Below are 12,811 nucleotides of genomic sequence, written 5' to 3' on the forward strand. Positions count from 1 at the left end.
CGAGGCGCTCGTTCGGGAACTCGACGACGCACTCTTGCGACCACCCGACGACGTGCTCCTACGGGCACTCGACGACGCGCTCCGCCGCGCCCCCGACGTGCTCTTGCGCGCGCCCGACGTGCTCTTGCGGGCACTCGCGGTGCTCTTGCGGGCACTCTGCGACGTACTCTTACGGGCGCTCTGCGACGTACTCTTGCGGGCGGCCGGCGAACCGGCCTTCGGCCGCGACGCCTGCTGCGCCCGCGCCGGAGTGCCCCGGCGCATGGCCCGGGCCAACGACTTGATCAGATCCGGCTTCCGCAGGTTCGAGGTTCCGGTGACGCCCCGCTTGCGCAGTTGGTCACGCAGTTCGTCGACCCGCAGGTGGGCCAGGTCGTTCTCCCGGATGCTGCTGCCCGCCCGCAGGATCGTCGCGGTCGCCGGCCGGGAACCACCCGAACTGCTCCGGGCCGCACGCGCGCCCGAACCGGTACTGCGGGCGGTACCGCGCGATCCGCTCGACGTGGCACTGCGGCGCCGGTTGCTGGTCTGCTGAGGCATGTCTGCTCACTCCCTTGACAGTGTCCCTGCGGGGGGCAGTGGGCGACGATTGCGCCACCATGCGAGCAGTACCCTGCTGGTTGTCGACTAACCCGGATCCTCGGTCGACTTCCCATCGAAAAGGTGTGCGAACGCCTGCAGATTGGCCAACGATTCACCCCGGGCAACCCGCCATTGCCACTCACGACGTATCGCGGAACCGAATCCGATCTCCAGCATCGTGTCGAATGATTCGTCGGCGTAGGTGAGAACGGATCCGAGAATCCGGTCCAGTTCGTCCTCGGTGACTCCGGCCAGACCGATCCGACCGGTCAGATAGACGTCGCCGGCGGCGTCGATCGAGAACGCCACGCCGTACATCCGGGCGTTGCGGCGCAGCAGCCAGGTCCACAACTCGGTACGGCGTTCGTCGGGCTGGCGCATCACGAACGCCTCGACCCGCAGGGCGTGCTCACCGACGATCAGGTTGCAGACCGTCTTCAGCTTGTGGGTGCCCGGCAACGTCACGGCGTACGAGAACTCACCGGTCGGTTCGCAGGCCAGCTCCCGCTCGGCGCAGACCGCCCCGATCAGCGCGGCCACCTCGTTCCGCCTGCTCATGCTCCTCCTGGTCAGCGGATGCTCGCCGACAACGCGTCGGCGTCGCGGCACATCGCGGCGGCCGCCGTCCGGCGGTACCCGCACACCGCTTCACCGTAGACGCGCAGGAGCCCGGCCGCAGTGCGTGACCACGAGAACTGCCGGGCGTGGGTGACCGCGCCCCGGCCGAGCCGCTGCCTCAGTCCGGGCGCGGCGAGCAGACCGCCGAGGGCGCGGCCCCACTCGGTCGGGTCGTGGGAGTCGACGAGCAGCCCACTGTGCCCGTCGCGGACGGCGGTGACCAGGCCGCCGACCGCAGCCGCCAGCACCGGCGTACCGCAGGCCTGCGCCTCCAGCGCGACCAGGCCGAAGGACTCGTTGTGCGACGGCACCGCCACCAGGTCGGCGGCCTGGAACAGAGCCGGCAGGTCGGCACCGCGCAGCGGTGGCCAGAACCGCACCAGATCGTCGATGCGCAGCGACGTCGCCAGGTCGATCAGGGCGCTCGGCTGGTCCAACCCGGTGCCGCTGGGGCCGCCGGCGATGACCACGGTCAGGTCGGCCACCGCGTCCGGATCCCGCCGGCGCAGATCCGCCACCGCCCGCAGCAGCACGTCCGGCGCCTTCAGCGGTTGGATCCGGCCGACGAACGCCACCAGCTGGCCGCAGGTCGGCAACCCCAGCCGGTGGCGGGCGGCGGCCCGGGTCGCGTCCTCCCGGCCGGGCGGCCCGGGTCGGAACCGGTCGAGGTCGACACCGGGCTCCACGACGCTCACCCGGTCGACGTCCGCACCGTACCGGTCGGTCAGCTCCCGCGCCTCGGTGCCGGTGTTGGCCACCAGGTGGTCGGCCTCGGCGACGACCTGTTCCTCGCCGACGATCCGCGACGCCGGCTCCGGGCGGTCACCGGCCGCCAGCCCGGCGTTCTTGACCTTGGCCAGGGTGTGCGCGGTGTGCACGAGCGGCACCCCCCAGCGCTCCTTGGCGAGCCAGCCGACCTGGCCGGAGAGCCAGTAGTGCGAGTGGATCAGGTCGTAGTAGCCGGGTGCCCGCGCGGCCTCGGCCCGCAGCACCCCGGCGGTGAAGGCGCACAGCTGGGCCGGCAGGTCCTCCTTCGGCAGCGGCTCCAGCGGACCGGAGATCACCTGCCGGACCCGCACCCCGGGGGCCATCTCCACCACCGGTGGCACGCCGCCGGCGGTCGCCCGGGTGAAGATCTCCACCTCGACGCCGGCCTCGGCCAACCGGCGGGACACCTCGACGATGTACACGTTCATGCCGCCGGCGTCCCCGGTGCCCGGTTGGTCCAGCGGCGAGGTGTGTACCGACAGCGTCGCGACCCGGCGGGGAACCGGCGGTGGGTTGTCACCCTGCCCGGCGTCGTCCACCTGCACCACGTCCGCTCCCTCCGTCTGCCTCTGGAGACAACCACCGGCAGAAACCAGAACGACCCGGCTCATCTTCCCGGTCCCGACGTCGACATGCCGCATCCCGGCGGCCGGAGGTGATTCACCTCTCCCCGCCGCCGGCCACGGCCCGACCGTCGACGCACCGGGGACGGCCGCAGCGGGGACAATGGCCCGATGACTCCGATCGCCATCGTCACCGGCGCGTCCAGCGGGATCGGGGCGGCCACCGCCAGGCGGCTGGCCGCCGAGGGCTTCCATGTGGTCGCCGCCGCCCGCCGCGCCGACCGACTCACCGACCTGGTCACCGCGATCCACGCCGACGGCGGCCAGGCCACCGCCGTGGCCTGCGACGTCACCGACGACGCGGCGGTCGCCGCGCTGGCCGGGGCGGCCGCCGCCCTGCCGGGCCCGGTCACCCTGCTGGTGAACAACGCCGGTGGGGCGCGCGGGCTGGATCCGGTCGAGTCCGGCTCGGTGGCCGACTGGCGGTGGATGTACGAGGTCAACGTACTCGGCACGCTGCGGGTCACCCAGGCGCTGCTGCCGGCGCTGCAGGCCAGCGGGGCCGGCACCGTGGTGGTGATCGGTTCCACCGCGAGCCAGATCGTCTACGAGGGCGGCGGTGGCTACACCGCCGCCAAGCACGGGCAGACCGCGCTCGCCGAGACGCTGCGGCTGGAGCTGTGCGGCCGGCCGGTACGGGTGGTGGAGATCGACCCGGGGATGGTCCGCACCGACGAGTTCAGCCTGGTCCGCTTCGACGGCGACGCCGCCCGGGCCGACGCGGTGTACGCCGGGGTGGCCGAACCGTTGGTCGCCGACGACATCGCCGACTGCGTCGCCTGGTGCGCCACCCGTCCACAGCACGTCAACGTGGACCGGCTCGTGGTCCGTCCACTCGCTCAGGCGGCACAGCACAAGGTGCACCGGGTGCCGTCGGGGTGAGTCCGGGGCGAGCGGCGACGCCGGTGGGCCGCCGGGCGGTCGGGATGGTCACCCGGGGCACCACCGCCCCGAACCGGCTGCGCCGGGTGGACCGCTGGCTGACGTACCGATGTGGACCGACACTGGCCGACGCCGCCGATCCACTCGTCGTCGATCTCGGCTTCGGCGCGGCAGCGGTGACCACTGTGGAGCTGGCGCAGCGGCTGCGGGCGACGGTCCGGCCGGACGTCCGGGTCGTCGGATTGGAGATCGACCCGGACCGGGTCACCGAGGCCGCGGCCGCCGCCGCGCCACCGACGTTGACCTTCGCCCGGGGCGGTTTCGAGCTGGCCGGGCTCCGGCCGGTGCTGGTCCGCGCGTTCAACGTGCTGCGCCAGTACGCCGAGGACGACGTGGCGTCGGCGTGGGCGACGATGCGTGCCGCGCTGGCCCCGGGCGGGCTGCTGGTGGAGGGGACCTGCGACGAGCGGGGCCGGATCGCCGCCTGGGTGCTGCTGGACCGCGCCGGGCCGGTCTCGCTGACGCTGGCGGTACGGCTGGCCACGTTGACCGAGCCGGACTGCGTCGGGCCGGCGGTGCTCGCCGAACGGCTGCCGAAGGCGTTGATCCACCGAAACGTGCCGGGTGAGCCGGTGCACGCGCTGCTGCAGGCGCTGGACGCGGGCTGGCGGGCGGCGGCCGGTTGGGCCCCGTACGGACCGCGTCAGCGGTGGCTGCACGCGGTGTCGGCGGTCCGCGACGGCGGCTGGCCCGTCGCCGACCGGCCGGCCCGGTGGCGCCTCGGTGAACTGACGCTGCCCTGGTCGGCGGTGGCGCCGACCTGACCGTGACAATCACCGACCCGCCGCCGACCCGACCTCGCGGCGGCGGTCGAGTCGAGTCGAGTCAGTCCATGGCGCAGTTGACCAGGACCGGCTCCGGGTGCAGGGTGACGCCGAACCGGTCCCGCACCCCGTCGCGGACGGTACGGGCCAGCTCCAGCAGCGCGGCGGTGCTGCCGCCGCCGCGATGGGTCAGCGCCAGGGTGTGTTTGCCGGAGATCGCCACCGGCGCGTCCGGGCCCGGGTAGCCCTTGCCGAAGCCGGCCTTGTCGATCAGCCAGGCGGCGCTGACCTTCACCGTGCCGTCCGGCTTTCCGGTCGGGTCGACGCCGGGCCAGGCAGCCGGCGCGTCGAGACCGGCGGCGGCGACCCGGGCCTGGAACGCGGCGGCGGCGGCCGGGTCGAGCACCGGATTGGTGAAGAACGAGCCGACCGACCGGGTGTCCGGGTCGGTCGGGTCGAGCACCATGCCCTTGCCGGCCCGCAGCCGCAGCACCGCCGCGCGTACGTCGGCGGACGGTGCCCGGTCGCCGACCGTGGCGCCGAGGGCGCGAGCGAGCTCGGCATACCGGACCGGGGTGGCCAGGTCGTCGCGGACCAACTGGAAGTCGACGGCGAGCACCAGGTAGCGGTCGTTGCGTTTGAACAGGCTGTCCCGGTACGCGAAGCGGCACTCGGCAGCGGACAGCGGGTACCGGGTGTCGGTCAGCCGGTCGTGGACGTGGACGGTACGGATGGTCTCGGCGACCTCCTGGCCGTACGCGCCGACGTTCTGGATCGGGGTCGCGCCGGCCGCGCCGGGGATGCCGGAGAGGCATTCCACCCCGGACCAGCCGGCGGCGACCGTGGCCGCCACCAGCTCGTCCCAGGGTTCGCCGGCCTCGACCCGGACGGTGACGGTGCCCGGTGCGCCAGCGGTCGGCGGCTGCTCGGCGATCACCTGGAATCCACGGGAGCGGACCAGGACCGCGGTACCGGGGAAGCCGTCGTCGCCGATGATCACGTTGCTGCCGCCGCCGAGCAGCAGGACCTGCTCGTGGCGGCGACCGGCGGCACGTACCGCCTCGACCAGGTCGTCGGCGGTGGCCGCCTCGACGATCGCGGCGGGGGGGCCGCCCAGGCCGAGGGTGGTATAGCGTGCCAACGGCGCAATGGTCGTTGGGTCTTCGGCAGATGGCGCGTGGGCACTAACGTCGGGCACGCCCTTCACCCTAGGCTGGATTCCACCCGCGGCACGCCACTGGCTGTCGGCTCGACCCGGAGGATCACGATGAGCAGGCTGCACGGCTCCAAGGACTTCTGGCTCGGCGCACTACGTGCGGACGGTTCGGCGTTTCGCGCCGCCGTCGCCGAGGCGCCGTTGGACACCCCGGTGCCGTCCTGCCCCGACTGGACGGTCGTCGACCTGGTGCACCACCTCGGCATCGTGTATATGTGGGTGCGGGAGACCGTGTCGCGCGGTGTCGCCGATCCGAGGGAGGAGCGGCCGCCGGTGGCTGCCAAACCCCACGGGCCCGAAGCGGTCGGCTGGTGGCAGCAGGAGTTCGACGCCCTGGTCACCCTGCTGGACGGGCTTGATCCGGAGATGCCGGCGTGGAACTGGGCCCCGCAGGCGAAGAAGGTCGGCTTCTGGGTACGCCGGATGGCGCACGAGACCGCAGTGCACCGCTGGGACGCGCAGACGGCGGTCGTCGGGGTGGAGCCGGTCGAAGCGAAGCTGGCGGTGGACGGGATCAGCGAGGTGCTGGACACCTGGCTGCCGGCGGGCCGCCGACGCAGCCACCAGCCGACGTACGGAGTGGTGCATCTGGTGGCGACCGACGCCGAGCAGGAGTGGTACGTGCGGTTGCGGGGTGAGGGCATGGCACTGCTGGACACCGACACGATCCTCGACTCCGACGACCACCACACCCGGACCCTGGCCACCGGGACCGCGAGCGACCTGCTCCTCGGGCTCTGGGGCAGGGTGCAGTTCGACGTGCTGGACGTCTCCGGGGACGCGGCGCTGCTGGACTCGCTGCGGGTCGGCTGACGGAACGCCTCCCCAAGATCGCGACGATCTTGCAGATATCGAGAGCCTTTGTCGGCATTGTCCATCGATAAGTGCAAGATCGTCGTGATCTTGGCTGGCAGGTAACACGCCGGCAACTTTCCGAGAGCGCTCCCTTGACACGATGGTGACTTACGTCTCACTCTCGTGAGAGCGCTCTCCCGGCCGCGTCGACGCGGCTCCCCGGAGCGCCCCCACCACCAGCGCAGTTTCTGCACCCCACCATGCCTGGACCTGGACCTGAGAGGGGTCATTCCATGGGCGTCAACCCACGCCGCCGGCTGGTCACCGCGACCGCCGCCGCGGTCGCCGTACTCGCCGCCGAAGACGGCACCATCACCCTCACCGTCGACGTGTTCGGCCAGTTCGGCTACGAGGAGCTCTACCGGCAGTACGAGGCCGACAACCCCGGCATCAAGATCGTCGAACGGGGCACCGGCACCAACCTCGACGAGTACTCCCCCAAGCTGACCCAGTGGCTGGCCGCCGGCAAGGGTGCCGGTGACGTCGTCGCCATCGAGGAAGGCCTGCTCATCGAGTACAAGGCCAACCCGCAGAACTTCGTTAACCTGCTCGACCACGGCGCCGCCGAACTCGAGGGCAACTTCCTGCCGTGGAAGTGGGACCAGGCGCTGACCGCCGACGGCAGCCAGCTGATCGGGCTCGGCACCGACGTCGGCGGCATGGCGATGTGCTACCGCACCGACCTGTTCGAAGCCGCCGGGCTGCCCACCGACCGCGACGAGGTCTCCGCGCTCTGGCCGACCTGGCAGGACTACATCGCCGTCGGCGAGCAGTTCGTCGCCAAGAACACCGGTGCGTCGTTCCTCGACGCGGCGACCCAGACGTTCAACACGATCGTGCTGCAGACCGCCGGTGCCGCCGAGGGCTACCACTACTACGACCTGGAGAACAACCTCGTCGTGGACTCCAACCCGGCCGTCCAGCAGGCCTGGGACATCACCATGGACATCATCGACTCGAACCTGTCCGGCAAGTACGGCGCCTGGTCCGACGAGTGGGTGGCCGCGTTCAAGCAGGCCAAGTTCGCCACCATCGCCTGCCCTGCCTGGATGACCGGGGTCATCGAGGGCAACGCCGGCCCGGAGGCGGCCGGCAAGTGGGACATCGCCAAGGTGCCCGGCGACGGCGGCAACTGGGGCGGCTCGCACCTGGCGGTGCCGGCGCAGAGCGAGCACCAGGAGGAAGCGATCAAGCTGGTGAAGTTCCTGACCAGCCCGGAGGGGCACATCGGGGCGTTCAAGGCCAAGGGCCCGCTGCCGTCGTCGCCGCAGGCGCTCGACGACCCGGCGATCCTGGAGGCCAGCAGCGAGTACTTCAGCGGCGCCCCGATCGGGCAGATCTTCGGTGAGGGCGCCAAGAGCCTCAAGCCGGTCTACATGGGACCGAAGAACCAGGCGGTCCGCACCGAGGTGGAGAACGCCGTCCGTACGGTCGAGCTGGGTCAGCGTACGCCGGCCGAGGGCTGGACCGACGCGGTGAACAACGCCAAGACGGCGGCCGAGAAGTGACCGGGGGCCGGGTGGCGCAGGTCGAGCCGGAGCAGCCGGCCGCCGACGCCACCCGGCCGGCCCGGCGACAGCCGAAGCCGCCACCGGCGCGGCCCCGGCTGTGGCTGGCCCGGCTGGACACCAAAGCCTCGCCGTACCTGTACATCGCGCCGTTCTTCGTGCTCTTCGCGATCTTCGGCGCCTACCCGCTGGGCTACACGTTCTGGGTGTCGCTGCACGACTGGGACCTGCTCGCCGCGGAGCATCCGTTCGTCGGCTTCGACAACTACAGCCGGCTGCTCGGCGATGGCGACTTCTGGAACTCGGTGCTCAACACCCTGGGCATCTTCGTCATCTCGACGGTGCCGCAACTGCTGCTTGCGCTGTGGCTGGCGCACCTGCTGAACCGGCAACTACGGGCCCGTACGTCGTTCCGGATGAGCATCCTGATCCCGAACATCACCTCGACGGCGGCCGTCGCGATCGTCTTCGGCCAGCTGTTCAGCCGCGAGTTCGGGATGATCAACTGGGCGCTGGACCTGGTCGGCATCGACGCCATCGACTGGCGCAACAACCGGCTCGGTGCCTGGGTGGCGATCTCGACGATGGTCGACTGGCGGTGGACCGGCTACAACGCGCTGATCTTCCTGGCCGCGATGCAGTCCATCCCGAAGGACCTGTACGAGTCGGCCGCGATCGACGGTGCCCGCCCCGCCCGCCAGTTCTGGTCGATCACCGTACCGATGCTGCGGCCCACCATCGTCTTCTGCGTCATCATCTCCACCATCGGCGGGCTGCAGCTGTTCACCGAGCCGCTGCTGTTCAACTCCGGCCCCAACCCGATCCGGGGCGGGCCGCTGCGCGAGTCGCAGACCATGACCATGTACATGTTCGAGAACGCGTTCGCGCCGCACTTCAACTTCGGCTACGGCTCGGCGATCGCCTGGATGCTGTTCGCCCTGATCGTCGTCATCTCGTTGGTCAACGTGCTGGTGATCCGCCGGCTCGGCAACAGCACCCGGAAGCAGGGGTGAGCACCGTGAAAGCCAGCCAGCACCTGTGGAGCGCCAGCAAACTGACGTACGCCACGCTGATCGTCGCCGGGCTGATGTCGATCTTCCCGATCTACTGGATGTTCGTGGTCGCCACCCGGTCCAGCGACGCCATGGGGCAGATCCCGCCGCCGCTGACCCCGGGCGGCAACCTGCCGGGCAACATCGAGAACCTGTTCAACAACCCGGACGCGTACTTCCTCACCCGGCATGATCAACTCGGCGATCGTCGCCGGCACCGTCACCTTCTCGGTGGTGCTGTTCTCGTCGCTGGCCGGGTTCGCCTTCGCCAAACTGCGGTTCAAGGGCTCCAACGCCCTGCTGCTGGTGATCATCGCGACAATGATGGTGCCGACCCAGCTCGGCGTCATCCCGCTGTACATGCTGATGAGCCAGCTGGACTGGAACGACCGGCTCGCCGCGGTCATCGTACCGGCGCTGGTCACCGGCTTCGGGGTGTTCCTGATGCGCCAGTACGCCAGCCAGGCGGTCAGCACCGAGCTGATCGAGGCGGCCCGGGTCGACGGCTGCTCCACGCTGCGGATCTACTGGAGCGTGGTGCTGCCGGCGCTGCGCCCGGCCGCCGCCGTGCTCGGCCTGCTCACCTTCATGACCATGTGGAACGACTTCCTCTGGCCGTACGCGGTGCTCAACGACCCGGAGAACCCGACCGTCCAGCTGTCGCTGCGGGCCCTGTCGAACGGCTACTACAACGACATGTCCCAGGTGTTCACCGGTACGGCACTCGCTACGCTGCCACTACTGATCGTGTTCATCATTTTCGGCCGTCAGATCATCGGCGGCATCATGGAAGGTGCTGTCAAAGCGTGACGAACTCAAGCGAGCCGACCGCGAACGGACCCATCCAGTTCCCCGACTCGTTCATCTGGGGCGCGGCGACCGCGTCGTACCAGATCGAAGGCGCCGCCCGCTCCGACGGTCGCGGCCCGTCGATCTGGGACACCTTCAGCCGTACGCCCGGCAAGGTGCACGCCGGGCACACCGGTGACGTGGCCTGCGACCACTACCACCGCTACCGCGACGACGTGGCGCTGATGTCCGAGCTGGGGCTGCACACCTACCGGTTCTCCATCGCCTGGCCCCGCGTCCAACCCGACGGCTCCGGCCCGGTCAACCCGCACGGGCTGGACTTCTACGACCGCCTCGTCGACGAACTGCGTGGGCGCGGCATCGAGCCGATCATCACGCTGTACCACTGGGACCTGCCGCAGACCCTGGAGGACCGGGGCGGCTGGACCAACCGGGAGACCGCCGAGGCCTTCGCCGAGTACGCCCGGGCCGTGTACGCCCGCCTCGGCGACCGGGTCAACACCTGGACCACCCTCAACGAGCCATGGTGCTCGGCGTACCTCGGCTACGGGGCCGGGGTGCACGCCCCGGGCATCACCGACCCGGCCGCCACCTTCCAGACCGTGCACCACCTGCTGCTCGGCCACGGCCTGGCCAACCAGGCGCTGCGCGCCGCCGGCGCGTCGACCGTCGGCATCACGGTCAACCCGGCGTCGGCGTTTCCCGCCGACCCGACCAGCGAGGCCGACGCCAAAGCGGCCGAACTGGTCGAAGACCTGCAGAACCGGATCTTCCTGGACCCGATCCTGCGCGGCGGCTACCCGCAGCGCATCCTCGACCACGTCAACCGGTTCACCAGCCTGGACCACATCCGGGACGGGGACGAGAAGATCATCGGCGAGCCGATCGACCTGCTCGGCATCAACTACTACTCGCCCACGTACCTGGCCGCGAAGGAGGGCGCACCCGGTGGCGGCGGGGCGTTCCCCGGCACCGAGGGCATCGAGTTCGTCGCCCCGGCCGAGCCACTGACCGACATGGGCTGGCAGATCCAGCCGTCCGGGTTGACCGCGCTGTTGACCAAGCTGGGGCGCGACTATCCGGGCGTACCCATGATCATCACCGAGAACGGCGCCGCCTTCCCCGACCGGCTCGCCCCCGACGGCGACCGGGTCCACGACGACGACCGGGTCGCCTACCTCGACGGGCATCTGCGGGCCGCGCACGCCGCGATCGCCGCCGGGGTCGACCTGCGTGGATACCTCGTCTGGTCACTGCTCGACAACTTCGAGTGGGCGTACGGCTACGACAAGCGATTCGGCATCGTTTACGTGGATTACCTGACCCAGCGGCGGGTGCCGAAGGACAGCGCACGGTGGTACCAAGAGGTGATCCGCCGCAACGGCATCGGCTGAGCCGTACTCGTTCACCGAGGTGGCGGGGACCTTCGACTGACGGGGAGCAGGCGTGCGCGTGGCCAGGGAACGTCCGACGCTGGAGGCGGTGGCCCGCCGGGCGGGCGTGTCCCGGGCCACCGTCTCCCGGGTGGTGAACGGCTCCACCACCGTCGCCGAACCGATCCAGGACGCGGTGCGCCGGGCGGTCCAGGAGCTGGGGTACGTCCCCAACCTGGCCGCCCGCAGCCTGGTCACCCAGCGGACCGACTCGATGGGGCTGATCCTGCCGGAGACCGCCACCCGGGTCTTCTCCGACGACCAGGTCTTCCCCGGCATCATCCACGGCGTCAGCCAGGAGCTTGAGGCCGCCGACAAGCAGCTGGTGCTGATGATGGCCGGCTCGGCGAGCAGCCACGACCGGGTCGAGCGGTACGCGATGGGCCGCCACGTCGACGGGGTCATGTTCGCCTCGATCCACGGCGTCGACCCGATGCCCGGCACCCTGGCCCGCAGCGGCCTGCCGGTGGTGTGCAGCGGCCGGCCGATGGGTCAGATCAGCGCCGGGGTGCCGTACGTCGACGTGGAGAACGAGGCCGGTGCCGAACGGGCGGTGCGCTACCTGCTCGAGTCCGGCCGTCAGCGGGTGGCGACGATCGCCGGCCCGCAGGACATGATCGCCGGCGTGGACCGGCTCGCCGGTTACCGTACGGTGATCCGGGCGACCGGTGGCCGGTCGCTGGTCGCCACCGGCGACTTCACCCGCGACTCCGGGGCGGTCGCGATGCGCCAGCTCCTCGACGACGACCCGGCGTTGGACGCGGTCTTCGTCGCCTCCGACCTGATGGCCCACGGCGCGATCCGTACGCTGCGTGACGCCGGCCGACGGGTGCCCGACGACGTCGCCGTCATCGGATTCGACGACATCGAGATGGCCAGCTACATGGACCCGGCGCTGACCACCGTCCGTCAGCCGATCCAGGAGATCGGCCGGACGATGGCCCGGCTGCTGCTGCGGCTGGCCGACGGCGAGTCCGTCGAGCCGACCGTGGTGCTGCCCACCGAGCTCGTCCGCCGCGACTCGGCCTGACCTCCCTTTCTGACCCTTTCCGACCTTCCTGACCTTGGCTGACGGGGTACGCGCGGTTCGCGTGATCATGCAGATGAGCGCATTCGACGAAGCCGCTGGTCAGCCGCAATTCAATCTATACTTTTCATTGTCATCGCAGGTCGGCGCAGCTCCAGCCAGTCGGTGCAACCGAATAACATGGCATTGCCGCAAGCAAATATGATAGCTACGGTGTCCCCACATCCACAGCAGGGAAGGGGACATTCATGCGTACTCTCGCGAGAGCCGCCGTCACCGCTGCCATGGTCGTGGGCGCGATGGCCGCCACCGGCACCGCAGCGGTCGCCGCCGAGTCGTCGACCAGCACCCGGGTCGACGCGACGACGAGCGCCGCTGCCGTCGACTGGTACTACGGCTACGGCAGCGGAACCACTGCGAGCAGCGCGGCCTGGAACGCCAAGTACCAGGCTGAAATCTGGGCACAGATCGACGGCTACATCCCCATCATCGACTGTTTCGTCGTCAGTTCGTACACCAACAAGATCACCGACACCTACTACACCGCGAACGTCACGCTGATCTGCTACTGAGCGGGGCCGCCGGGCCGATACCCGCCACGAACAGTATTCCC

The 12,811-nt window shown here is 70.5% G+C and carries 12 protein-coding genes and 1 pseudogene; 10 read left to right on the top strand and 3 right to left on the bottom strand.

Features of this window, described 5'->3' with window-relative positions; translation table 11 throughout:
• The first annotated feature begins 34 nt into the window (after nt 1-34).
• Nucleotides 35-535, top strand: a complete 501-nt coding sequence (locus O7608_RS00215) for a hypothetical protein (RefSeq protein WP_289208068.1) — start codon at nt 35-37, stop codon at nt 533-535.
• 92 nt (nt 536-627) lie between these two features.
• Here O7608_RS00215 and O7608_RS00220 read toward each other — a convergent pair whose 3' ends face one another.
• Nucleotides 628-1,140, bottom strand: coding sequence for a type III secretion system chaperone family protein (locus O7608_RS00220; RefSeq protein WP_289208069.1), 513 nt, complete (start codon nt 1,138-1,140; stop codon nt 628-630).
• A gap of 11 nt (nt 1,141-1,151) precedes the next feature.
• Nucleotides 1,152-2,516 carry a D-inositol-3-phosphate glycosyltransferase gene (gene mshA / locus O7608_RS00225; RefSeq protein WP_289208070.1) on the bottom strand — a complete coding sequence of 455 codons (1,365 nt, stop codon included), beginning with the start codon at nt 2,514-2,516 and terminating at the stop codon, nt 1,152-1,154.
• Nucleotides 2,517-2,702: 186 nt separating this feature from the next.
• Between mshA and O7608_RS00230 the strand changes: the two genes are divergently transcribed.
• Nucleotides 2,703-3,473 carry an SDR family NAD(P)-dependent oxidoreductase gene (locus tag O7608_RS00230; protein WP_289208071.1) on the top strand — a complete coding sequence of 257 codons (771 nt, stop codon included), beginning with the start codon at nt 2,703-2,705 and terminating at the stop codon, nt 3,471-3,473.
• Between the two features lie 44 nt (nt 3,474-3,517).
• Entirely contained in the window at nt 3,518-4,297 is a 780-nt protein-coding gene (locus O7608_RS00235; protein ID WP_289211137.1) for a class I SAM-dependent methyltransferase, read from the top strand.
• A gap of 61 nt (nt 4,298-4,358) precedes the next feature.
• Here O7608_RS00235 and O7608_RS00240 read toward each other — a convergent pair whose 3' ends face one another.
• Nucleotides 4,359-5,495, bottom strand: a complete 1,137-nt coding sequence (locus tag O7608_RS00240) for a UDP-N-acetylmuramate dehydrogenase (RefSeq protein WP_289208072.1) — start codon at nt 5,493-5,495, stop codon at nt 4,359-4,361.
• Between the two features lie 69 nt (nt 5,496-5,564).
• Here O7608_RS00240 and O7608_RS00245 point away from each other — a divergent pair, with 69 nt between their 5' ends.
• From O7608_RS00245 to O7608_RS00275, 7 genes and pseudogenes are all read left to right on the top strand, one after another.
• A complete protein-coding gene (locus O7608_RS00245; protein WP_289208073.1) occupies nt 5,565-6,326 on the top strand; it encodes a maleylpyruvate isomerase N-terminal domain-containing protein in 762 nt (253 codons plus the stop codon).
• A gap of 275 nt (nt 6,327-6,601) precedes the next feature.
• Nucleotides 6,602-7,876 carry an ABC transporter substrate-binding protein gene (locus O7608_RS00250; RefSeq protein ID WP_289208074.1) on the top strand — a complete coding sequence of 425 codons (1,275 nt, stop codon included), beginning with the start codon at nt 6,602-6,604 and terminating at the stop codon, nt 7,874-7,876.
• Nucleotides 7,877-7,974: 98 nt separating this feature from the next.
• A complete protein-coding gene (locus tag O7608_RS00255; protein ID WP_289211138.1) occupies nt 7,975-8,889 on the top strand; it encodes a carbohydrate ABC transporter permease in 915 nt (304 codons plus the stop codon).
• 74 nt (nt 8,890-8,963) lie between these two features.
• Nucleotides 8,964-9,738 (top strand): annotated as a pseudogene (locus O7608_RS00260) (carbohydrate ABC transporter permease).
• Nucleotides 9,735-11,132, top strand: coding sequence for a GH1 family beta-glucosidase (locus tag O7608_RS00265; RefSeq protein WP_289208075.1), 1,398 nt, complete (start codon nt 9,735-9,737; stop codon nt 11,130-11,132). The pseudogene O7608_RS00260 and the gene O7608_RS00265 overlap by 4 nt, the downstream one beginning before the upstream one ends.
• 58 nt (nt 11,133-11,190) lie before the next feature.
• Entirely contained in the window at nt 11,191-12,201 is a 1,011-nt protein-coding gene (locus O7608_RS00270) for a LacI family DNA-binding transcriptional regulator (protein WP_289208076.1), read from the top strand.
• 245 nt (nt 12,202-12,446) lie between these two features.
• On the top strand, nt 12,447-12,770 hold the full coding sequence (locus tag O7608_RS00275) for a hypothetical protein (protein ID WP_289208077.1): 324 nt from the start codon (nt 12,447-12,449) through the stop codon (nt 12,768-12,770).
• The last annotated feature ends 41 nt before the right edge of the window (nt 12,771-12,811 follow it).

The sequence above is a fragment of the Solwaraspora sp. WMMA2056 genome, from assembly GCF_030345095.1.
Taxonomy (GTDB): domain Bacteria; phylum Actinomycetota; class Actinomycetes; order Mycobacteriales; family Micromonosporaceae; genus Micromonospora_E.

What these genes read in the sequence shown, in the direction of transcription:
- O7608_RS00220 (WP_289208069.1), bottom strand. Translation starts at nt 1,140, where the DNA reads ATGAGCAGGCGGAACGAGGTGGCCGCGCTGATCGGGGCGGTCTGCGCC.
- O7608_RS00230 (WP_289208071.1), top strand. Translation starts at nt 2,703, where the DNA reads ATGACTCCGATCGCCATCGTCACCGGCGCGTCCAGCGGGATCGGGGCG.
- O7608_RS00235 (WP_289211137.1), top strand. Translation starts at nt 3,518, where the DNA reads ATGGTCACCCGGGGCACCACCGCCCCGAACCGGCTGCGCCGGGTGGAC.
- O7608_RS00245 (WP_289208073.1), top strand. Translation starts at nt 5,565, where the DNA reads ATGAGCAGGCTGCACGGCTCCAAGGACTTCTGGCTCGGCGCACTACGT.
- O7608_RS00250 (WP_289208074.1), top strand. Translation starts at nt 6,602, where the DNA reads ATGGGCGTCAACCCACGCCGCCGGCTGGTCACCGCGACCGCCGCCGCG.
- O7608_RS00275 (WP_289208077.1), top strand. Translation starts at nt 12,447, where the DNA reads ATGCGTACTCTCGCGAGAGCCGCCGTCACCGCTGCCATGGTCGTGGGC.